Annotated in this window: 22 protein-coding genes; 13 read left to right on the plus strand and 9 right to left on the minus strand. The window is 52.5% G+C overall.

Annotated elements, in window-relative coordinates; all coding sequences use genetic code 11:
- Positions 1-261 precede the first annotated feature (261 nt).
- Positions 262-1,539, plus strand: a complete 1,278-nt coding sequence (gene waaA / locus FEK66_RS00835) for a lipid IV(A) 3-deoxy-D-manno-octulosonic acid transferase (protein WP_135495411.1) — start codon at positions 262-264, stop codon at positions 1,537-1,539.
- Positions 1,540-1,546: 7 nt separating this feature from the next.
- Positions 1,547-2,026: a pantetheine-phosphate adenylyltransferase gene (coaD, locus tag FEK66_RS00840; protein WP_001171866.1), complete on the plus strand. Its 480-nt coding sequence runs from the start codon at positions 1,547-1,549 to the stop codon at positions 2,024-2,026.
- Between the two features lie 38 nt (positions 2,027-2,064).
- Here coaD and mutM read toward each other — a convergent pair whose 3' ends face one another.
- From mutM to radC, 4 genes are all read right to left on the minus strand, one after another.
- Complete coding sequence (mutM, locus tag FEK66_RS00845) at positions 2,065-2,874, minus strand: bifunctional DNA-formamidopyrimidine glycosylase/DNA-(apurinic or apyrimidinic site) lyase (protein WP_130206725.1); 810 nt, start codon at positions 2,872-2,874, stop codon at positions 2,065-2,067.
- Positions 2,875-2,971: 97 nt separating this feature from the next.
- Positions 2,972-3,139 carry a 50S ribosomal protein L33 gene (rpmG, locus tag FEK66_RS00850; protein WP_001051798.1) on the minus strand — a complete coding sequence of 56 codons (168 nt, stop codon included), beginning with the start codon at positions 3,137-3,139 and terminating at the stop codon, positions 2,972-2,974.
- Between the two features lie 20 nt (positions 3,140-3,159).
- A complete protein-coding gene (rpmB, locus tag FEK66_RS00855; RefSeq protein ID WP_000091955.1) occupies positions 3,160-3,396 on the minus strand; it encodes a 50S ribosomal protein L28 in 237 nt (78 codons plus the stop codon).
- 216 nt (positions 3,397-3,612) lie between these two features.
- Entirely contained in the window at positions 3,613-4,281 is a 669-nt protein-coding gene (radC, locus tag FEK66_RS00860) for a DNA repair protein RadC (protein WP_130215158.1), read from the minus strand.
- 171 nt (positions 4,282-4,452) lie between these two features.
- Here radC and coaBC point away from each other — a divergent pair, with 171 nt between their 5' ends.
- The 3 genes from coaBC (at position 4,453) to slmA (ending at position 6,812) form a co-directional block, all read left to right on the plus strand.
- On the plus strand, positions 4,453-5,673 hold the full coding sequence (gene coaBC / locus FEK66_RS00865) for a bifunctional phosphopantothenoylcysteine decarboxylase/phosphopantothenate--cysteine ligase CoaBC (protein ID WP_130206729.1): 1,221 nt from the start codon (positions 4,453-4,455) through the stop codon (positions 5,671-5,673).
- Positions 5,651-6,109 (plus strand): dUTP diphosphatase, encoded by a 459-nt coding sequence (dut, locus tag FEK66_RS00870; RefSeq protein WP_000976070.1) that lies wholly within the window; start codon positions 5,651-5,653, stop codon positions 6,107-6,109. The genes coaBC and dut overlap by 23 nt, the downstream gene beginning before the upstream one ends.
- 106 nt (positions 6,110-6,215) lie before the next feature.
- A complete protein-coding gene (slmA, locus tag FEK66_RS00875; protein ID WP_130206731.1) occupies positions 6,216-6,812 on the plus strand; it encodes a nucleoid occlusion factor SlmA in 597 nt (198 codons plus the stop codon).
- A 45-nt stretch (positions 6,813-6,857) separates the two neighbouring features.
- Here the strand turns inward: slmA and FEK66_RS00880 are convergent, their stop codons facing one another.
- The 3 genes from FEK66_RS00880 to rph all read right to left on the minus strand — a co-directional run bounded on the left by FEK66_RS00880 (position 6,858) and on the right by rph (position 9,540).
- Positions 6,858-7,820: a reverse transcriptase family protein gene (locus FEK66_RS00880; protein WP_130206733.1), complete on the minus strand. Its 963-nt coding sequence runs from the start codon at positions 7,818-7,820 to the stop codon at positions 6,858-6,860.
- Between the two features lie 296 nt (positions 7,821-8,116).
- Positions 8,117-8,758 (minus strand): orotate phosphoribosyltransferase, encoded by a 642-nt coding sequence (gene pyrE / locus FEK66_RS00885; RefSeq protein WP_124035007.1) that lies wholly within the window; start codon positions 8,756-8,758, stop codon positions 8,117-8,119.
- A gap of 65 nt (positions 8,759-8,823) precedes the next feature.
- Positions 8,824-9,540: a ribonuclease PH gene (rph, locus tag FEK66_RS00890; protein WP_130206735.1), complete on the minus strand. Its 717-nt coding sequence runs from the start codon at positions 9,538-9,540 to the stop codon at positions 8,824-8,826.
- 126 nt (positions 9,541-9,666) lie between these two features.
- Between rph and FEK66_RS00895 the strand changes: the two genes are divergently transcribed.
- Together FEK66_RS00895 and FEK66_RS00900 are read left to right on the plus strand one after the other, a co-directional pair.
- A complete protein-coding gene (locus FEK66_RS00895) occupies positions 9,667-10,530 on the plus strand; it encodes a YicC/YloC family endoribonuclease (RefSeq protein ID WP_000621326.1) in 864 nt (287 codons plus the stop codon).
- Positions 10,531-10,781: 251 nt separating this feature from the next.
- A complete protein-coding gene (locus FEK66_RS00900) occupies positions 10,782-11,399 on the plus strand; it encodes a trimeric intracellular cation channel family protein (RefSeq protein ID WP_064526048.1) in 618 nt (205 codons plus the stop codon).
- Here the strand turns inward: FEK66_RS00900 and ligB are convergent.
- Complete coding sequence (ligB, locus tag FEK66_RS00905; RefSeq protein WP_135495412.1) at positions 11,396-13,081, minus strand: NAD-dependent DNA ligase LigB; 1,686 nt, start codon at positions 13,079-13,081, stop codon at positions 11,396-11,398. The two genes, FEK66_RS00900 and ligB, sit on opposite strands and share 4 nt — an antisense overlap.
- A gap of 258 nt (positions 13,082-13,339) precedes the next feature.
- Here ligB and gmk point away from each other — a divergent pair, with 258 nt between their 5' ends.
- From gmk to recG, 5 genes are read left to right on the plus strand one after another with little or no spacing between them, the layout of a single operon-like run.
- On the plus strand, positions 13,340-13,963 hold the full coding sequence (gmk, locus tag FEK66_RS00910) for a guanylate kinase (protein ID WP_010344504.1): 624 nt from the start codon (positions 13,340-13,342) through the stop codon (positions 13,961-13,963).
- Positions 13,964-14,017: 54 nt separating this feature from the next.
- On the plus strand, positions 14,018-14,293 hold the full coding sequence (gene rpoZ / locus FEK66_RS00915) for a DNA-directed RNA polymerase subunit omega (RefSeq protein WP_000135058.1): 276 nt from the start codon (positions 14,018-14,020) through the stop codon (positions 14,291-14,293).
- Positions 14,294-14,311: 18 nt separating this feature from the next.
- Positions 14,312-16,420, plus strand: coding sequence for a bifunctional GTP diphosphokinase/guanosine-3',5'-bis pyrophosphate 3'-pyrophosphohydrolase (gene spoT, locus FEK66_RS00920; RefSeq protein ID WP_130206741.1), 2,109 nt, complete (start codon positions 14,312-14,314; stop codon positions 16,418-16,420).
- 6 nt (positions 16,421-16,426) lie between these two features.
- Positions 16,427-17,116: a tRNA (guanosine(18)-2'-O)-methyltransferase TrmH gene (gene trmH, locus FEK66_RS00925; RefSeq protein ID WP_001070180.1), complete on the plus strand. Its 690-nt coding sequence runs from the start codon at positions 16,427-16,429 to the stop codon at positions 17,114-17,116.
- Between the two features lie 5 nt (positions 17,117-17,121).
- On the plus strand, positions 17,122-19,203 hold the full coding sequence (recG, locus tag FEK66_RS00930) for an ATP-dependent DNA helicase RecG (RefSeq protein WP_135495413.1): 2,082 nt from the start codon (positions 17,122-17,124) through the stop codon (positions 19,201-19,203).
- A gap of 188 nt (positions 19,204-19,391) precedes the next feature.
- Here the strand turns inward: recG and gltS are convergent, their stop codons facing one another.
- Positions 19,392-20,597 carry a sodium/glutamate symporter gene (gene gltS / locus FEK66_RS00935; protein WP_130206745.1) on the minus strand — a complete coding sequence of 402 codons (1,206 nt, stop codon included), beginning with the start codon at positions 20,595-20,597 and terminating at the stop codon, positions 19,392-19,394.
- Positions 20,598-20,876: 279 nt separating this feature from the next.
- On the opposite strand from gltS, the gene xanP reads away from it, so the two are divergent.
- Positions 20,877-22,268: a xanthine/proton symporter XanP gene (gene xanP / locus FEK66_RS00940; protein WP_130222452.1), complete on the plus strand. Its 1,392-nt coding sequence runs from the start codon at positions 20,877-20,879 to the stop codon at positions 22,266-22,268.
- Positions 22,269-22,360: the final 92 nt, after the last annotated feature.

A 22,360-nucleotide genomic window follows, 5' to 3' on the forward strand; every position in this document is an offset into this window, starting at 1 on the left:
ATGATTTTTATACACGAAATATGTTTTAATCATATAAATCAAACAGATAAAAAATAGCATGTCGATAATGTCGGTACGGCCAATGTAGAGTTGAAAATGGGGCCGAGTTTCAATGATTCGCATAAAAATACAAAAAAAATGAAGATGTAGCGGCAGATCAGACCAAACTGAAGCTATTTAAGTCAAAAACGGGAAAAGTAATGGTAAAGCCACCGTTAAATACATAGAATCCCCAGCACATCCATAAGTCAGCTATTTATTATGCTCGAATTGCTTTACACCGCCCTTCTCTACCTTATTCAGCCGCTAATCTGGATACGGCTCTGGGTGCGCGGACGTAAGGCTCCGGCCTATCGAAAACGCTGGGGTGAACGTTACGGTTTTTACCGCCATCCGCTAACACCAGGCGGCATTATGCTGCACTCCGTCTCCGTCGGTGAAACCCTGGCGGCAATCCCGTTGGTGCGCGCGCTGCGTCATCGCTATCCTGATTTACCAATCACAGTCACGACTATGACGCCGACTGGTTCGGAGCGCGTACAATCGGCTTTTGGAAAAGATGTTCAGCACGTCTATCTGCCTTACGATCTGCCCGATGCGCTCAACCGTTTCCTGAATAAAGTCGACCCAAAACTGGTGTTGATTATGGAAACCGAACTATGGCCTAACCTGATTGCGGCGCTACATAAACGTAAAATTCCACTGGTTATCGCTAATGCGCGACTCTCTGCACGCTCTGCCGCAGGTTACTCCAAACTGGGTAAATTTGTTCGTCGCTTGCTCCGCCGTATTACGCTGATTGCTGCGCAAAATGAAGAAGATGCTGCGCGCTTTGTGACACTGGGTGCAAAAAATAATCAGGTGACCGTTACCGGTAGCCTGAAATTCGATATTTCAGTGACGCCACAGTTGGCCGCTAAAGCAGTAACACTGCGCCGCCAGTGGGCGCCGCATCGTCCGGTATGGATTGCCACCAGCACTCATGATGGCGAAGAGAGCGTAGTGATTGCCGCCCATCAGGCGCTGTTACAACAGTTCCCGAATTTATTGCTCATCCTGGTACCCCGTCATCCGGAACGCTTCCCGGATGCGATTAACCTTGTCCGCCAGGCTGGACTAAGCTATATCACACGCTCCTCAGGGGAAGTCCCCTCCACCAGCACGCAGGTTGTGGTTGGCGATACGATGGGCGAACTGATGTTGCTGTACGGTATTGCCGATCTCGCGTTTGTTGGCGGTTCACTGGTTGAACGCGGTGGGCATAATCCGCTGGAGGCCGCCGCACACGCTATCCCGGTGTTGATGGGGCCGCATACCTTTAACTTTAAAGACATTTGCGCGCGGCTGGAGCAGGCAAGCGGGCTGATTACCGTCACCGATGCCACTACGCTTGCAAAAGAGGTTTCCTCTTTACTCACCGACGCCGATTACCGTAGTTTCTATGGCCGTCATGCCGTTGAAGTGCTGTATCAAAACCAGGGCGCGCTACAGCGTCTGCTTCAACTGCTGGAACCTTACCTGCCACCGAAAACGCATTGAGGTTGTTATGCAAAAACGGGCGATTTATCCGGGTACTTTCGATCCCATTACCAATGGTCATATCGATATCGTGACGCGCGCCACGCAGATGTTCGATCACGTTATTCTGGCGATTGCCGCCAGCCCCAGTAAAAAACCGATGTTTACTCTGGAAGAGCGTGTGGCGCTGGCACAACAGGCAACTGCGCATCTGGGAAACGTTGAAGTGGTCGGATTTAGCGATTTGATGGCAAACTTCGCCCGCAATCAACACGCTACGGTGCTGATTCGTGGCCTGCGTGCGGTGGCAGATTTTGAATATGAAATGCAGCTGGCGCATATGAATCGCCACTTAATGCCAGAACTGGAAAGTGTGTTTCTGATGCCGTCGAAAGAGTGGTCGTTTATATCTTCATCGTTGGTGAAAGAGGTGGCGCGCCATCAGGGCGATGTCACCCATTTCCTGCCGGAGAATGTCCATCAGGCGCTGATGGCGAAGTTAGCGTAGCGTTTATGCCGGATGGTATGCCATCCGGCAAGCATCAATTATTTCTGGCAGTGCTTGCAATAAAACGTTGCCCGCTGCGCATGTTTAGACGCCACAATCGGCGTACCGCACACCCGACACTGCTCACCTTTTCGCCCGTAAACCTGCAATTCCTGCGCGAAATAGCCCGGTTTACCATCACTTTGCAGAAAATCTTTCAGCGTCGTGCCGCCCTGCTCAATTGAACGCAGCAACACCGCTTTAATCACCCGAGCTAACAATTCACACTCTGCCAGCGACAGTGATGACGCCAGCCGATCCGGATGGATCCCCGCCGCAAACAGAGATTCGCTGGCATAGATATTCCCTACGCCTACCACCAGTTTGTTATCCATCAGCCAGGGCTTAATCGCCGTCTTTTTCTTCGCGCACTTCTGATGCAGGTACTCACCGTTGAAATCGTCGCTAAGCGGCTCCGGTCCAAGATGGACCAGCACGTTGTGCCCTTCCAGCTCTTTGGTCCACAGCCAGGCACCAAAGCGGCGCGGATCGGTGTAGCGCAGCACTTTACCGTTGCTCATCACCAAATCAACATGGTCATGCTTTTCAGGGGGAAGGTCTTCCGTAAGTATGCGCAAACTGCCAGACATGCCCAGATGAATGATAATCCAGCCCTCAGGCAGCTCCAGCAGCAGATATTTAGCACGGCGCTGTACACTTAGCACTGGTTGATCGCTTAAACGGTAGATTTCTTCCGAAACCGGCCAGCGCAAGCGTCCGTTGCGCACCACCGCATGAAGAATGGTTGCACCAACGAGATGCGGTTCTATGCCGCGACGGCTGGTTTCAACTTCGGGTAATTCAGGCATAGCATCTCCAGGAATGAACAGATGCAGTCAATATGGGGGCAGGCAGATAACAAAAAACCCCGCCGTAGCGAGGTTTTTCGTTACATCAAAGCGAAAATTATTTGATTTTCGCTTCTTTGTAGATCACGTGCTGGCGAACAACTGGATCGAATTTTTTCAGTTCCAGTTTTTCCGGCTTAGTACGTTTGTTCTTCGTAGTGGTATAGAAGTGACCAGTACCAGCAGAAGAAACCAGCTTGATTTTCTCACGAATACCTTTAGCCATGATTTATTTCCTCTAAGTACTTAGTACTTTTCGCCACGGGCACGCAGTTCAGCCAGAACTGTATCGATGCCTTTTTTATCGATTACACGCATACCTTTAGCAGATACGCGCAGGGTGACAAAACGCTTCTCGCTCTCAACCCAGAAACGGTGAGAGTGCAGGTTCGGCAGGAAACGGCGTTTAGTCGCGTTCAGTGCGTGGGAACGGTTGTTACCGGTCACCGGACGCTTGCCAGTAACTTGGCAGACTCGGGACATGTCTATTCTCCAAAAATCAAATTAGCTCGAGCTTCGTATGGGGTATTGGCGCCTCGTCAGGCTTTACAGCCCGGTCATCGCAGTTCTATGTGAACTCTCGATTGCCAGGCCCAAATGCCAAACCCGAGATTCTCAAAGGTGGCGTAGTATACGCTGACTCGGCGATGTGCTCAAGTCCCGAACAGACAAAGATCCCGAAGGATCGCGCATAGCGGATTAAATCCAGCCGCGTTCGGCAAAAGAAACATATTCTCCACGCCCAATCACGATATGGTCGAGCACGCGTAAATCCATGAACTGACAACTTTTTATTATCCGTTCGGTAATGAGTTTATCCGCTTTACTGGGTTCAGCACAACCAGAAGGGTGATTATGGGCAAGGATCAGCGCCGAGGCGTTTATTTTTATCGCTTCACGAATAATTTCTCGTGGATGGACTTCCACATGATTTAACGTGCCGGAAAAGAGTCGGCTGTGAGTAAGGACCCGGTGTTGGGAATCGAGAAAGATCACCATAAAGATCTCTCGTTCCTCTCCCGTAAGTTGGCTTTGTAAAAACTCCCTCGTCATCTCTGGGCTGAGCAACGGGCTTTCTTCGCGCATCCGCACGTTGTAGTAACGCCGCGCCAGTTCCGCAACTCCCTTTAACTGGGCGAATTTCGCCACACCAATTCCATGAACGCCACTAAATTGTTCATATTCAGAGGATAACAAGCCGTAAAGCGACCCAAAATTCTCCAGCATCTCTTTCGCCAGGGTTAACACATCCTTACCGCGCGTACCCGTACGCAGAAATAACGCCAGCAGTTCAACATCCGTTAACGCGCCAATGCCCAACTTCAGCATTTTTTCGCGTGGCATCAACAATTCTACATTGCTTTTCACCTTCACCTCCTTTGTGGAGGGCGCATCCTGTCATAGTCGTTTGGTTAAATCGACGGCCAGTTTTCAATCCTGGAAAGCGCCTCGCAAAGTGATTCTCAGGTGAAAGCACGACAACAAAAGTATTGTGATAAAATCGCCAACTTCTGGTGTCCCCCTACAGGAAAAATCATCATGAGCCTGGCCGGTAAAAAAATCGTTCTCGGCGTCAGCGGCGGTATTGCTGCCTATAAAATCCCTGAGCTGGTGCGTCGTTTGCGCGATCGCGGAGCAGACGTCCGCGTAGCCATGACCGAAGCGGCAAAAGCCTTTATCACCCCACTTAGCTTGCAGGCGGTTTCTGGGTATCCCGTTTCCGATAGTCTGCTGGATCCAGCAGCCGAGGCGGCTATGGGTCATATTGAGCTGGGTAAATGGGCTGATTTAGTAATTCTCGCCCCAGCCACCGCTGATTTGATTGCCCGCGTAGCTGCCGGGATGGCGAATGATCTGGTGTCAACGATTTGCCTGGCCACGCCTGCGCCTGTTGCCGTACTGCCAGCCATGAACCAGCAGATGTATCGTGCTGCGGCTACCCAACATAATTTAGAGGTACTTGCCTCACGTGGTTTACTGATCTGGGGGCCAGATAGCGGCAGTCAGGCCTGTGGTGATATCGGCCCTGGGCGAATGCTCGATCCATTAACCATTGTGGATATGGCTGTCGCACATTTTTCGCCCGTCAACGACCTGAAACATCTGAATATTATGATTACCGCCGGCCCGACGCGTGAACCGCTCGATCCCGTGCGTTATATCTCTAATCACAGCTCCGGCAAGATGGGCTTTGCTATCGCCGCAGCCGCTGCCCGTCGCGGAGCGAACGTTACACTGGTTTCCGGACCGGTTTCGCTACCGACACCGCCGTTTGTTAAACGTGTGGATGTGATGACCGCACTGGAGATGGAAGCCGCTGTGAAGGCCTCTGTACAGCAGCAAAATATTTTTATCGGTTGTGCCGCCGTGGCTGATTATCGCGCAGCCGCTGTCGCCAGTGAAAAAATCAAAAAGCAGGCGACTCAGGGGGATGAATTAACAATAAAAATGGTCAAAAACCCTGATATCGTCGCTGGAGTTGCCGCACTAAAAGACCAAAGGCCTTATGTTGTTGGATTTGCGGCCGAAACAAATAATGTGGAAGAATACGCCCGGCAAAAACGTATTCGTAAAAACCTTGATCTGATCTGCGCGAACGATGTTTCCCGGCCAACTCAAGGATTTAACAGCGACAGCAATGCATTACACCTTTTCTGGCAAGACGGAGATAAAGTCTTACCGCTTGAGCGCAAAGAGCTCCTTGGCCAATTATTACTCGACGAGATCGTGACCCGTTATGATGAAAAAAATCGACGTTAAGATTCTGGACCCGCGCGTTGGGAAGGAATTTCCGCTCCCGACTTATGCCACTTCTGGTTCTGCCGGACTTGACCTGCGCGCCTGTCTCGACGACGCCGTAGAACTGGCGCCGGGCGACACCACCCTGGTACCTACCGGGTTGGCGATTCATATTGCCGACCCTTCACTGGCGGCGATGATGCTGCCGCGCTCCGGATTGGGACATAAGCACGGTATCGTGCTCGGCAACCTGGTAGGATTGATCGATTCTGACTATCAGGGCCAGTTGATGATTTCCGTGTGGAACCGTGGCCAGGACAGCTTCACCATTCAACCAGGCGAACGTATCGCGCAGATGATTTTTGTTCCGGTGGTACAGGCCGAATTTAATCTGGTGGAAGATTTTGACGCCACCGACCGCGGTGAAGGCGGCTTTGGTCACTCTGGTCGTCAGTAACACATACGCATCCGAATAACGTCATAACATTGCCGCAAACATTTCGTTTGCGGTCATAGCGTGGGTGCCGCCTGGCAAGTGCTTATTTTCAGGGGTATTTTGTAACATGGCAGAAAAACAAACTGCGAAAAGGAACCGTCGCGAAGAAATACTTCAGTCTCTGGCGCTGATGCTGGAATCCAGCGATGGAAGCCAACGTATCACGACAGCGAAACTGGCCGCCTCCGTCGGCGTTTCCGAAGCGGCTCTGTATCGCCACTTCCCCAGTAAAACCCGCATGTTCGATAGCCTGATTGAGTTTATCGAAGATAGCCTGATTACTCGCATCAATCTGATTCTGAAAGATGAGAAGGACACCACAACGCGCCTACGTCTGATTGTGTTGTTGCTCCTCGGTTTTGGTGAGCGTAATCCTGGCCTGACCCGCATCCTTACAGGGCATGCGCTGATGTTTGAACAAGACCGCCTGCAAGGGCGCATCAACCAACTGTTCGAGCGTATTGAAGCGCAGTTGCGTCAGGTATTGCGTGAAAAGAGAATGCGTGAGGGTGAAGGTTACACCACCGATGAAACGCTGCTGGCAAGCCAGTTGCTGGCATTTTGTGAAGGTATGCTGTCACGCTTTGTCCGCAGCGAGTTTAAATACCGCCCGACGGATGATTTTGACGCCCGCTGGCCACTGATTGCTGCGCAGTTGCAGTAATTCTCCCCTAAACGTTCAGGCAGAAACGTCTGCCTGACGCTTTTCTTACCATGCCACCAACATTCGCTTTACACTTTCCCTCGCCTGTTTAAAGGCCTCATCCTCAGGGTTGATTTGCAATAACCAGTTTATTCTTCCCTGCAAAGCATACAGATACGCCGTTGCCTGTGCGTGGAGATCGCAAGAAGGATCAAGTTCACCACGATGACTAAGATGCGAAATAACGCCATATTTTTGGCACAAATGCACCTCCTGACGCAGCGCCCGGCGCGCTTCACGGGCAAGCTGTGGTTTGTGATTAACAACAATCCCGGTTACCTGCTGGCGCTTACAGGCCGCGACCAGGCAGCTTTTGCGTTGATTGAGGCTCAGGCCCAGCAGCTCCGCTAACAATCCGCACACTTTATTTTTAACCTGGCGGGCATTGAAGTGACCTGAAAAGGTCATGTCATCGCAGTAGCGGGTATAGATAATTCCTCGTGTCTGGCACCATGCCCCAATGCACTCATCAAAACGGCGCATCACAAGATTGGAAATGGCAGGCGAAGTTGGCGCCCCCTGAGGTAACGCGTCGTTATAGCAACAAAGCCAAGTCAGTATGGTTACCACATTGCGTGGCAACTGAGCCTGGCTAAACACACGCCAGACCTGTAACCAGCTAATGCTATCGAAAAAGTTTTCGATATCGAGTTTCAGGATCTGCGACTGTTGGCAGTGAGGCTGCGCGTTGCTGACGATTGGGCAACCTGGCCGGTAGGCGGTAGCAAAAGGGGAAAGCGGAAATCGTGAAAGTACGTTCTTAAGAATGTTGCGCTGTACGGTTTTGAGCAAGTAATCAGGGGCTAGCAGCATCCGCTGACCACCGTGGCGCTTAGAAAGAATAATGCATCGGTAATGGCGTCCGACATGATTACTGAGCGCATACAGCCGCTGTATTTCTTTATCGGCACTCCAGCCCGGCGAGCCGAACAAATCGAGCGCCAGAAGGGTTATCCGGGTAGCATCCATTCCACTCTCCACATCACAGCGGCCAAAAGAGGCGCCAACAGCGGCAATACCATCAAACCATCCCTAAGGCGCGTAACTGTACTGAGCGCGTCAGCGCGACGTACGCGAAGCGTACTTAAGTACAATGAAGCGGCTTTGGGTATATGGACATACTACTGGCGTTAAGTCGGCGACTCGCCGACCCTCCCGGACAAAAGGCCGGAAACGCTATTGCCACTGCTGGCGAAAGCAGATTAACACGATATCTTAAAACGCATCACGCTGCGCACAGCAAAAACCCTGCGCAGCGCATATTTTTAAACGCCAAACTCTTCGCGATAGGCCTTAACCGCCGCCAGATGTTCCGCCATTTCTGGCTTCTCTTCCAGGTAGGCAATCAGGTCTTTCAGGGTGATGATAGAGATCACCTTGCAGTTGTAATCACACTCAACTTCCTGAATCGCCGAAATCTCGCCGCGACCCCGTTCCTGACGATCGAGCGAAATCAGCACGCCAGCAAGCGTCGCGCCATTGGCCTGAATAATTTCCATCGACTCGCGAATCGCCGTCCCGGCGGTGATCACATCATCCACCAGCATCACACGCCCTTGTAACGCGCTACCAACCAGATTGCCGCCTTCACCGTGATCTTTTGCTTCTTTGCGGTTAAAGCAGTACGGCAGGTCCAGGTCATGATGCTCCGCCAGCGCCACGGCGGTTGTGGTGGCAATCGGGATCCCTTTGTAAGCAGGGCCAAACAGCAGATCGAACTCAATGCCGGAATCCACCAATGCTTCAGCGTAAAAACGGCCTAACAGTGCCAGGTCGCGCCCGGTATTAAACAGCCCGGCGTTGAAGAAATAGGGGCTTTTGCGCCCGGATTTCAACGTAAACTCGCCAAACTTTAACACCTGCTTGCTAAGCGCAAATTCAATAAACTGGCGCTGATATGGTTTCATGCCTTCGCTCCTCATCTTACTTTTCTACAGACAAAAAAAAGGCGACTCATCAGTCGCCTTAAAAATCAGTTTTCCAGCGCCGCCTTCTGCGTCGCTACAATGGATTCGATTCCCCCTCGAGCCAAGGCCAACAAGGTGAGTAGCTCTTCGTGGGTGAACGGTTCACCTTCTGCCGTTCCCTGCACTTCAATGATGCGCCCGTCTTCGGTCATCACCACGTTCATGTCCGTTTCAGCCGCTGAGTCTTCAACGTATTCCAGATCGCAAATCGCTTCGCCGTTAACAATACCGACAGAAACCGCGGCTACCATCCCTTTCATTGGATTGGTTTTCAGCTTGCCATTTTCAACCAGTTTATTCAGGGCATCGGCTAGTGCAACACAAGCACCGGTGATAGAAGCAGTGCGGGTGCCGCCATCGGCCTGAAGTACGTCGCAATCCAGCGTAATAGTAAACTCACCGAGGGCTTTCAAATCTACTGCGGCGCGCAATGCACGGGCGATCAGACGCTGGATTTCCATCGTGCGGCCGCCCTGTTTACCCTTCGCCGCTTCACGGGCATTACGGGTATGAGTAGAACGCGGCAGCATACCGTATTCTGCGGTGATCCAGCCCTGGCCCTGACCTTTCAGGAAGCGCGGCACGCCTTCTTCAATAGAGGCGGTACACAGCACTTTGGTATCGCCAAATTCGACCAGCACCGAGCCTTCTGCATGTTTTGTATAGTTACGAGTCAGGGTAACGGGACGCACCTGATTATTGCTACGGCCTGCTGGACGCATATTGAAATCTCCGGCTTGAAACAAATGTGGCTGCGCATTATACGGACTTCCGGCGGTTATTCCTATCCTGACAAGGCATCGATGGCTATAATCCTTCCACCTCTCCTTTTATAAACAGGAACGTCTATGATCCGCAGTATGACCGCCTACGCCCGGCGTGAAATCAAGGGTGAATGGGGGAGCGCAACCTGGGAAATGCGCTCGGTAAACCAGCGTTATCTGGAAACTTACTTTCGTCTGCCGGAGCAGTTCCGTAGCCTTGAACCTGTCGTTCGCGAGCGTATTCGTTCTCGCCTGACGCGCGGAAAAGTGGAATGTACCCTGCGCTATGAGCCAGATGTCAGCGCGCAAGGTGAGCTGATCCTCAACGAAAAACTGGCTAAACAGCTGGTAACTGCTGCGAACTGGGTAAAAATGCAGAGCGACGAAGGGGAAATCAACCCGGTTGATATTCTGCGCTGGCCAGGCGTGATGGCAGCTCAGGAGCAGGATCTCGACGCCATTGCTGCTGAAATTCTTGCGGCGTTGGATGGCACCCTGGACGACTTTATCATCGCGCGTGAAACCGAAGGTCAGGCGCTGAAAGCATTGATCGAGCAGCGTCTGGAAGGCGTCACCGCCGAAGTGGTCAAAGTCCGCGCCCATATGCCGGAAATCCTGCAATGGCAGCGTGAGCGTCTGGTAGCGAAGCTGGAAGACGCCCAGGTGCAACTGGAAAACAACCGTCTGGAGCAGGAGTTGGTTCTGCTGGCACAACGAATTGACGTTGCCGAAGAGCTGGACCGCCTCGAAGCGCATGTTAAAGAGACGTACAACATTCTGAAGAAAAAAGAAGCGGTTGGCCGTCGTCTGGACTTTATGATGCAGGAGTTCAACCGCGAGTCGAACACTCTTGCGTCGAAATCTATCAATGCCGAAGTGACAAACTCCGCCATCGAGCTGAAAGTGTTGATCGAGCAAATGCGCGAGCAGATTCAGAACATCGAGTAAGCGACATATCTCCGTAGGCCGTTGTTAATTACAGCGGCGCTACGCATATAGTTTCGTCCTCATATTTATTTACTCCATACTTTTTCTAATGCATTTTACTTATCACAAAATCAGAAAAATGCATTCCTGCTACAGAAAATAGCAATTTCACATAACTACAAATTATCAATCCATTCTCTCCTTAAAAAATCTCAATCGTGACAATGCACACAAGTCGCTACCCTGCCAGGCAGATTTTTAGGGGGAAAACCATGCTGTTACACATTTTGTATTTGGTTGGCATTACTGCCGAAGCCATGACAGGGGCGCTGGCGGCCGGACGGCGGCGCATGGATACATTTGGCGTAATTATCATTGCGACCGCCACCGCAATTGGCGGAGGGTCAGTGCGCGATATTCTGCTGGGCCACTATCCGCTTGGCTGGGTCAAACACCCGGAGTATGTGATTATCGTCGCCACCGCCGCCGTGTTCACCACTATCGTTGCTCCCGTGATGCCTTACCTGCGTAAAGTCTTTCTGGTGCTCGATGCACTCGGACTGGTGGTTTTTTCTATCATTGGCGCACAGGTCGCGCTGGATATGGGACACGGCCCGATCATTGCCGTTGTCGCGGCTGTGACGACTGGCGTGTTTGGCGGCGTTTTGCGCGATATGTTCTGTAAACGCATCCCTCTGGTATTCCAGAAAGAGCTGTACGCCGGGGTTTCCTTTGCTTCCGCCGTGCTGTATATCGCGCTGCAACACTATGTTTCCAACCATGATGTGGTGATTATTTCCACCCTGGTATTCGGCTTTTTCGCTCGCTTGCTGGCGCTGCGTCTTAAACTGGGATTACCGGTTTTTTATTACAGCCACGAAGGTCACTAAGGCACAAAACCTGTGATCTGCTGGGCAGCCAGCCAGTTGCCCAGCATCTTGATTTGCGCATTATCCTTCCATTCCATAACCTGACTTGCACGACGCAGCCCTGTCCCCGGTAGTTGCTGCCAATACTGTTCGCTTCTCTGCAAAAGTTGCGCCCAGGAGCTGAAGTCGTTGGCATTAAGCGCCGTTTGGGTTAACGGTATTCCCATTGCCATCACCCAGCGAGTAAAAGGCTGCTGACGTGCCAGGTTAAACTGATGCCATAACTGCTCACCTTTACTCTTCGCGATCCCCGGCGTGTGCTGCAATTGCTCTGGCGTTAATGAAAGCCAGGAAAAAATATGCTCAAAGCGATGCGTCTGATGTAGCGAGCGCCAGCCAGATACACCGATGCCCTCCAGCCCCAAAACCTGTTTTGATCCCAGCCAAACTAATCGCGATATGAATTGTTCCTGACAAACATCAGAAGCAAAGTAGCAGGTCAACGCGTTAAAACGGTTTTCTGGCGGCGTCGGTTTTGTGCGTTCAGCACCGCGCCAGACCACTTCATCAATGCGTGGAATACCCTGACCGGCAAGACTCACAAGGATTTGATCGCCAGGTGCAATGTCCCACTCCTGCCATCGTCTGACGGAACCAATGTTCACCCGCTGGACTTTTTTATCATCCAGCATGACAGGCGCGAGTGACGCCACCACCGAGATTTTTCCGCTCTTACCGACAGCAAACTGTATCGCGTTTACTTCAGTAACCTGGGCCACAGGCTGATATTTCCACGCTATCAGCCAGTCCGCCTGACCCGGTAGCCAATGACGGGATTCGGCTTCCTTAGCCGCTCGCACCACCACGCCATCGGTGACGAAGGGCAATTTCGCTTTCCACCACTCATTACGTGCTCGCTCAACCTCGTCTGCGCTTTTCACCGCAAGGGTATACTTCTGCGTCAAAGTAAAGCCCGCAGTAGCAAGCTGCTGTAATCGCTCGGCCATCAACTGTGGTCCATCCGGCCACGCCCAGATAAACACGCCCAGTGAATGCAGCGTGTCGCTATTGTCCTGGCGCATCAAAATGCCAGCGACCTTTGAACGGGCATTCATTCCTCCCATTTGTTGTTGGATATGCCCCTCACGCTGGAGAAATATCTCACCCTGCAGGGTGCTGTTGGCCAAAGCTCCGCTAACAGATTGCGGTACAGAAGGAATCAAGCGTATTTTCTGCGTCCAGTCCTCACCTTTAAGCCCATTACCACGACTGATCGCTTTAATCAGTTTTCCATCACGGTAGACCAGTGTTACCGCAACGCCATCAACTTTTGGCTGTACCCAAAGATCGCTGTGCTCATGCATCCACAGACGTAGCGCATTTTTATCCGCTAACTTACGTACCCCCGTATGCGCAACCGGATGGATAACCGTGCCACTCACCGGCGGCGGCATAGCGTCACCCGTTGTCTCTTCGCCAAAACAGCGTTGCCACTGTGCAAGGCGGGCGCTTAACTGATCGTAAACCCCATCTTCCACGTCACTTTTCCCTTTTTTCCAGTAATCATCGTCCCACTGTTTTACTTGCTGTTGTAGGCGGGAGATTTCTTCATGCGCTCTGGCTGGCGACCAGGCCGGACAGACCGCCTTCGCTGATGATTGCCAGCATAAAATACTCATTAACACTGCAATCCATACTTTCATCGTCACCTCCGCTGTAGTCAGGCGGCCAGATATACAACGAGATGAATGCAAAACCGAGGGACAAAAATAAAGTGTGAGATGACGCTTCCAGAGAATCGTCTTTGTTGCAGTAAATGACCGGGAATTGCGGAAACAGGTACGCAAAACGCAACAACTTTGCGCAAAAAGTGTGAGCAAGGGCTACGTCACATGGCCGCGCCGTGTATAATAAGCCCGTATGTAGGCTTTATTTCGCTTAATCACATACGAAAGATACTCATGGCTCAAGGCACGCTTTATATTGTTTCTGCCCCCAGTGGCGCGGGTAAATCCAGCCTGATTCAGGCTTTATTAAAAACCCAACCGTTGTACGACACTCAGGTTTCTGTTTCACACACCACGCGCGCACCGCGTCCGGGTGAAGTCCATGGCGAACACTACTTCTTTGTTAATCATGATGAATTTAAAGAGATGATTAGCAGAGATGCATTCCTTGAGCACGCGGAAGTGTTCGGTAATTACTATGGCACTTCACGCGAGGCCATTGAGCAAGTACTGGCGAGCGGCGTGGATGTTTTTCTGGATATTGACTGGCAGGGCGCACAGCAAATTCGCCAGAAAATGCCGCATGCGCGGAGTATCTTTATTCTACCGCCGTCAAAAATTGAGTTAGACCGTCGTTTACGGGGTCGAGGTCAGGACAGCGAAGAGGTCATTGCAAAGCGTATGGCGCAAGCAGTTGCAGAAATGAGCCATTACGCCGAATATGATTATTTAATAGTGAATGATGATTTCGACACCGCTCTGGGTGATCTAAAGACTATCATTCGCGCCGAACGCTTGCGCATGAGCCGCCAAAAGCAGCGTCATGACGCTTTAATCAGCAAATTGTTGGCAGACTGAACCTTCTTTCAGTATCATGCCCAGTCATTTCTTCACCTGTGGAGCTTTTTAAGTATGGCACGCGTAACTGTTCAGGACGCTGTAGAGAAAATTGGTAACCGTTTTGACCTGGTACTGGTCGCCGCGCGTCGCGCTCGTCAGATGCAGGTAGGCGGAAAGGATCCGCTGGTACCGGAAGAAAACGATAAAACCACAGTAATCGCGTTGCGCGAAATCGAAGAAGGTCTGATCAACAACCAGATCCTCGACGTGCGCGAACGCCAGGAACAGCAAGAGCAGGAAGCCGCTGAATTACAAGCCGTTACCGCTATTGCTGAAGGTCGTCGTTAATCACAAAGCGGGTCGCCCTTGTATCTGTTTGAAAGCCTGAATCAACTGATTCAAAACTACCTGCCGGAAGACCAAATCAAACGTCTGCGGCAGGCGTATCTCGTTGCACGTGATGCTCACGAGGGGCAAACACGTTCAAGCGGTGAACCCTATATCACGCACCCGGTCGCGGTTGCCTGCATTCTGGCCGAGATGAAACTCGACTATGAAACGCTAATGGCAGCGCTGCTGCATGACGTGATTGAAGATACTCCCGCCACCTACCAGGACATGGAACAGCTTTTTGGTAAAAGCGTCGCCGAACTGGTAGAGGGAGTATCAAAGCTTGATAAGCTCAAGTTCCGCGATAAGAAAGAGGCGCAGGCCGAAAACTTTCGCAAGATGATTATGGCGATGGTGCAGGATATCCGCGTCATTCTCATCAAACTCGCAGACCGTACCCACAACATGCGCACGCTGGGCTCACTTCGCCCGGACAAACGTCGCCGCATCGCCCGTGAAACTCTCGAAATCTACAGCCCGCTGGCGCACCGTTTAGGTATCCACCACATTAAAACCGAACTCGAAGAGCTGGGTTTTGAAGCGCTGTATCCCAACCGTTATCGCGTAATCAAAGAAGTGGTGAAAGCCGCGCGCGGCAACCGTAAAGAGATGATCCAAAAAATCCTCTCGGAAATCGAAGGGCGTTTGCAGGAAGCGGGAATACCGTGCCGCGTCAGTGGTCGCGAAAAGCATCTTTATTCGATCTACTGCAAAATGGTGCTCAAAGAGCAGCGTTTTCACTCGATCATGGACATCTACGCCTTCCGCGTGATCGTCAATGATTCCGACACCTGTTATCGCGTGCTCGGCCAGATGCACAGCCTGTACAAGCCGCGTCCGGGTCGCGTGAAAGACTATATCGCCATTCCCAAAGCGAACGGCTATCAGTCTTTGCACACCTCGATGATTGGCCCGCACGGCGTGCCGGTTGAAGTCCAGATCCGCACCGAAGATATGGATCAGATGGCGGAAATGGGTGTTGCCGCGCACTGGGCTTATAAAGAGCACGGCGAAACCAGCACGACTGCACAAATCCGCGCCCAGCGCTGGATGCAAAGCCTGCTGGAGCTGCAACAGAGCGCCGGTAGCTCGTTTGAATTTATCGAGAGCGTTAAATCCGATCTCTTCCCGGATGAGATTTACGTTTTCACACCGGAAGGGCGCATTGTCGAACTGCCTGCCGGTGCAACGCCCGTCGACTTCGCTTATGCGGTGCATACCGATATCGGTCATGCCTGCGTGGGCGCGCGCGTCGACCGTCAGCCTTACCCGCTGTCGCAGCCGCTCTCCAGCGGCCAGACCGTTGAAATCATTACCGCACCTGGCGCTCGCCCGAATGCCGCATGGCTGAATTTTGTCGTCAGCTCGAAAGCGCGCGCCAAAATTCGTCAGTTGCTGAAAAACCTCAAGCGTGATGATTCTGTAAGCCTGGGCCGCCGCCTGCTCAACCATGCGTTGGGTGGTAGCCGTAAGCTCAATGAAATCCCGCAGGAAAATATTCAGCGTGAACTGGACCGCATGAAGCTGGCTACGCTTGACGATCTGCTGGCGGAAATTGGTCTTGGCAACGCGATGAGCGTGGTGGTCGCGAAGAATCTGCAACATGGGGACGCTTCCATTCCACCGGCGACCCAAAGTCACGGACATCTGCCAATTAAAGGTGCCGATGGTGTGCTGATCACCTTTGCGAAATGCTGCCGCCCAATTCCTGGCGACCCGATTATCGCTCACGTCAGCCCCGGTAAAGGTCTGGTGATCCACCATGAATCCTGTCGTAACATCCGTGGCTACCAGAAAGAGCCAGAGAAATTTATGGCTGTGGAATGGGATAAAGAGACGGCGCAAGAGTTCATCACCGAAATCAAGGTGGAGATGTTCAATCATCAGGGCGCATTAGCTAACCTGACGGCAGCGATCAATACGACCAACTCCAATATTCAAAGTTTGAATACAGAAGAAAAGGATGGTCGCGTCTACAGCGCCTTTATTCGTCTGACCGCCCGTGACCGTGTGCATCTGGCGAATATCATGCGCAAAATCCGCGTGATGCCAGACGTGATTAAAGTCACCCGAAACCGAAATTAATGTTTTATGAACCCAACACGTTATGCACGTATCTGCGAAATGCTCGCCAGGCGGCAGCCTGATCTGACCGTCTGCATGGAGCAGGTCCACAAACCCCATAACGTTTCTGCGATTATTCGTACTGCAGATGCCGTTGGCGTACATGAAGTTCACGCCGTCTGGCCTGGCAGCCGGATGCGCACTATGGCTTCGGCTGCGGCTGGCAGCAACAGTTGGGTACAGGTGAAAACGCACCGTACCATTGGCGATGCCGTCGCCCATCTGAAAGGCCAGGGCATGCAGATTCTGGCAACCCATCTTTCTGATAACGCTGTCGATTTCCGCGAAATTGATTACACCCGCCCGACCTGTATTTTGATGGGTCAGGAGAAAACGGGCATCACTCAGGAAGCATTAGCCCTGGCGGATCAGGACATCATCATTCCGATGATCGGCATGGTGCAGTCGCTGAATGTTTCCGTTGCCTCAGCCCTCATTCTTTACGAAGCCCAGCGCCAGCGGCAAAACGCAGGCATGTATCTGCGTGAAAACAGTATGTTGCCGGAAGCAGAGCAACAACGTTTGTTATTTGAAGGCGGCTATCCGGTGCTGGCGAAAGTCGCGAAACGCAAAGGTCTGCCCTACCCTCATGTCAATCAGCAAGGCGAGATTGAAGCTGATGCCAACTGGTGGGCCACTATGCAGGCCGCAGGGTAAGCGCCATGAAAGGTCGCCTGTTAGATGCTGTCCCGCTCAGTTCCCTAACGGGCATGGGCGCAGCGCAAAGTAACAAACTGGCGAAAATCAATCTGCATACCGTGCAGGACTTGTTATTACACCTTCCCCTGCGCTATGAAGATCGCACCCATCTCTACCCCATCGGTGAGCTACTGCCGGGCGTTTATGCCACGGTGGAAGGCGAAGTGCTGAACTGCAATATCTCCTTCGGCGGTCGGCGAATGATGACCTGCCAGATTAGCGACGGTTCCGGCATTCTCACCATGCGCTTTTTCAATTTCAGCGCGGCGATGAAAAATAGCCTGGCAACGGGCCGCCGCGTGCTGGCCTATGGCGAAGCAAAGCGCGGTAAATATGGCGCGGAGATGATCCACCCGGAATACCGCGTACAGGGCGATCTCAGTACGCCAGAGTTGCAGGAAACGCTCACGCCGGTTTACCCAACAACGGAAGGCGTAAAGCAGGCGACGCTGCGTAAATTAACCGACCAGGCGCTGGATCTGCTCGACACCTGCGCAATTGAAGAACTCCTGCCGCCGGAACTGTCACAAGGAATGATGACGTTACCGGAAGCGTTGCGCACTCTGCATCGCCCACCGCCAACGCTGCAACTTAGCGATCTGGAAACCGGGCAGCATCCGGCGCAACGTCGTCTGATTCTGGAAGAACTGCTGGCGCACAACCTTAGCATGCTGGCGTTACGCGCCGGAGCGCAACGTTTCCATGCCCAGCCGCTTAGCGCCAGTGACGCGCTGAAAAATAAACTCCTCGCCGCCTTACCGTTCAAGCCAACGGGCGCACAGGCACGCGTAGTGGCGGAGATTGAGCGCGATATGGCGCTCGATGTACCGATGATGCGCCTGGTACAAGGCGATGTAGGCTCCGGTAAAACGCTGGTTGCCGCCCTCGCCGCGCTGCGTGCGATTGCTCACGGTAAACAGGTGGCATTGATGGCGCCAACCGAGTTACTTGCCGAGCAGCACGCCAATAACTTCCGCAACTGGTTTGAACCGCTCGGTATCGAAGTGGGCTGGCTCGCCGGTAAGCAGAAAGGTAAAGCGCGACTGGCTCAGCAAGAAGCCATCGCCAGCGGTCAGGTGCAGATGATTGTTGGCACTCATGCCATTTTCCAGGAACAGGTGCAGTTTAACGGCCTCGCGCTGGTGATTATCGACGAACAGCATCGCTTTGGCGTGCATCAGCGTCTGGCATTGTGGGAGAAAGGCCAGCAACAGGGCTTCCATCCACATCAGTTGATCATGACCGCCACGCCGATCCCCCGCACGCTGGCAATGACCGCGTATGCCGATCTCGACACCTCGGTCATTGATGAACTGCCGCCAGGACGTACCCCAGTGACGACAGTGGCAATTCCTGATACGCGCCGTAACGATATTATCGACCGCGTGCGCCACGCCTGCATAACGGAAGGCCGTCAGGCGTACTGGGTTTGTACGTTGATTGAAGAATCGGAATTACTGGAAGCGCAGGCGGCGGAAGCCACGTGGGAAGAGTTGAAACTGGCGCTACCAGAGTTGAATGTCGGTCTGGTGCACGGGCGGATGAAACCTGCCGAGAAACAGGCGGTGATGGCATCGTTTAAACAAGGTGAGCTACACCTGCTGGTTGCCACAACCGTTATTGAAGTCGGCGTTGATGTGCCTAACGCCAGTCTGATGATTATCGAAAACCCGGAGCGTCTGGGTCTGGCGCAGTTACACCAGCTTCGCGGGCGTGTAGGTCGTGGCGCGGTGGCTTCTCACTGTGTCCTGCTCTACAAAACACCGCTCTCCAAAACGGCGCAAATCCGCCTGCAAGTGCTGCGTGACAGTAACGACGGTTTTGTGATTGCGCAGAAAGATTTGGAGATACGCGGACCGGGTGAACTGTTAGGCACACGTCAGACGGGTAATGCCGAATTTAAAGTGGCAGATTTACTGCGCGACCAGGCGATGATCCCGGAAGTTCAGCGCCTGGCGCGACATATTCACGAACGTTACCCACAGCAGGCAAAAGCCCTGATAGAACGCTGGATGCCAGAGACTGAACGTTACTCGAATGCGTAAAAGGCGGCGGTGAGAAGACCGCCGTTTCAGGTTGATCTACCTTCCTGCCGGATGCGGCGTGAACGCCTTATCCGCCCTACAAAAACCTACAAATTCAATAAATTGTGAATCAATACGCAGGCTTGATAAGCGAAGCGTATCAGGCATTTGTCTTTGTTGCGGCGGCACTTCTACCGCCGCTTCATCGGTTAACCCGCAAAAATCGGCAACATTAAATACAGCTTAATCACCAGGGCGTTAACGATATCGATAAAGAACGCACCGACCATCGGCACCACCAGGAAGGCCATATGTGAAGGGCCAAAGCGTTCAGTAATCGCCTGCATGTTGGCGATTGCCGTTGGTGTCGCGCCAAGACCAAAGCCACAGTGACCCGCAGCCAGCACCGCCGCATCGTAGTTTTTGCCCATCATGCGCCAGGTGACGAAGATGGCATACAACGCCATGAAGATGGTCTGTACCACCAGAATCGCCAGCATCGGCAGCGCCAGCGAAGCCAGTTCCCACAGCTTCAGGCCCATCAGAGCCATCGCCAGGAACAACGACAGGCTAACGTTACCCAGCACCGATACCGCACGTTCAAAGACGCGATAAAAACCCATCATTGACAGACCGTTGCTCAGAATCACGCCTACAAACAGCACACAAACGAAGGTTGGTAATTCAAAAGCAGTGCCAGCCAAAAGTTGCGCAACGATTTTCCCTACCGTCAGACAGATAGCAATCAGCGCGATAGTTTCAATCAGCACCAGCGAGGTGATCATGCGCCCCACATCAGGCTTTTCGAACGCGGTCGGTACTTCCTGGTCATCCGGAATACCGTCCGGCGTGGTGGAGTGTTTCACCAGATAACGCGCCACTGGGCCACCAATCAGACCGCCCAACACCAGACCGAACGTCGCACAGGCCATCGCTACTTCAGTCGCGTTAGTAAAGCCGTAACGTTCAATGAACAATTTACTCCACGCCGCGCCAGTCCCATGACCGCCAGAAAGCGTAATAGACCCTGCTAACAGCCCCATCAGCGGATCAAGACCTAACAGACTGGCCATACCAATACCGATGGCGTTTTGCATCACCAACAGACCAACCACCACAATCAGGAAAATCCCCACCACGCGCCCACCGGCACGTAAGCTGGCAATGTTGGCGTTCAGGCCGATGGTGGCAAAGAAAGCCAGCATCAACGGATCGCGCAGCGACATATCAAAGTTGACTTCCCAGCCCATACTTTTTTTCAGCACCAACAGCGCCAGCGCCACCAGAAGCCCTCCGGCAACCGGTTCAGGTATGGTGTATTTCTTCAAAAAGGAGACGGAATGGACCAACTTTCGCCCGAGCAGCAACGTTAGCGTTGCGGCAACAAGCGTTGCTAAAGTATCGAGATGAAACATAGTTACTCCTTTGTGTCCGCACCACTCTTTCATACTCGTCATACATCATCGCGCATTTGCAGTAAGGCGAAATATGACGAGTATCGAGTCATGCTTTCCTGGTTCGAATTCTCAGCTGAAAATAGAAAAATGGCATGGATTTTAAGCAGAAAACAACCAAAAGTTATATAAAAAAGTGCATTTATCGCATTTAAATATTTAGAAGAATGACTGGCAAACGTTTGCTTTTGCCTTTCGGTCAGCTAAAATGCCCGCTTTGCTACCACGGGATTGTTTTCGATGTCTGTTTCCACCCTCGAGTCAGAAAATGCGCAACCGGTTGCGCAGACTCAAAACAGCGAACTGATTTATCGTCTTGAAGATCGTCCACCGCTTGCTCAAACTCTGTTTGCCGCCTGTCAGCACCTGCTGGCGATGTTTGTCGCGGTGATCACCCCTGCGCTTCTCATCTGCCAGGCGCTAGGTTTACCGGCACAGGACACACAACACATTATTAGTATGTCGCTGTTTGCCTCCGGTGTGGCATCGATTATTCAGATTAAAGCCTGGGGGCCGGTAGGTTCCGGGTTGTTGTCGATTCAGGGGACCAGTTTCAACTTCGTTGCCCCGCTGATTATGGGCGGCACGGCGCTGAAGACCGGTGGTGCTGATGTTCCCACCATGATGGCGGCACTGTTTGGTACCCTGATGTTGGCAAGTTGCACGGAGATGGTGATCTCCCGTGTTCTGCATCTGGCGCGCCGCATTATTACGCCGCTGGTTTCTGGCGTCGTGGTGATGATTATCGGCCTGTCGCTAATTCAGGTTGGATTAACGTCCATTGGTGGCGGCTATGCGGCGATGAGCGATAACACCTTTGGCGCACCGAAAAACCTGCTGCTGGCGGGCGTGGTCTTAGCCTTAATCATCCTGCTTAACCGCCAACGTAACCCTTACTTACGCGTGGCCTCGCTGGTGATTGCGATGGCGGCCGGATATGCGCTGGCGTGGTTTATGGGTATGTTGCCAGAAAGCAACGAACCGATGACGCAAGAACTGATTATGGTACCAACGCCGCTCTATTACGGTCTTGGTATTGAATGGAGCCTACTGCTGCCGCTGATGCTGGTCTTTATGATCACATCGCTGGAAACCATTGGCGATATCACCGCGACCTCTGACGTTTCCGAACAGCCGGTTTCCGGCCCGCTGTACATGAAACGTCTGAAAGGCGGCGTGCTGGCAAACGGCCTGAACTCGTTTGTCTCGGCAGTATTTAACACCTTCCCGAACTCCTGCTTCGGACAGAACAACGGTGTAATTCAGTTAACGGGTGTTGCCAGCCGTTATGTCGGTTTTGTGGTGGCGCTGATGTTGATCGTGCTGGGCCTGTTCCCGGCAGTGAGTGGTTTCGTGCAACACATCCCAGAGCCAGTTCTGGGCGGCGCTACGCTTGTGATGTTTGGCACCATCGCCGCATCCGGTGTACGAATCGTTTCCCGCGAGCCGCTGAACCGTCGGGCAATTCTGATTATTGCACTGTCGCTGGCCGTCGGTCTGGGCGTTTCTCAGCAGCCGCTGATTTTGCAATTTGCCCCTGACTGGCTGAAAAACCTGCTCTCTTCAGGTATTGCCGCTGGCGGTATTACTGCCATTGTGCTGAACCTGATTTTCCCGCCGGAAAAACCGTAATTCACTTAGCGGCGGTAAGTTTCTTTACCGCCGCAGCGACTCTCTTTCACCATTCCCGCCTTGAGGAATGCGCGTAAATCGTGCATAACTCC

Origin of the sequence: Escherichia sp. E1130, from assembly GCF_005781065.1 — a bacterium.
Taxonomy (GTDB): Bacteria; Pseudomonadota; Gammaproteobacteria; order Enterobacterales; family Enterobacteriaceae; genus Escherichia.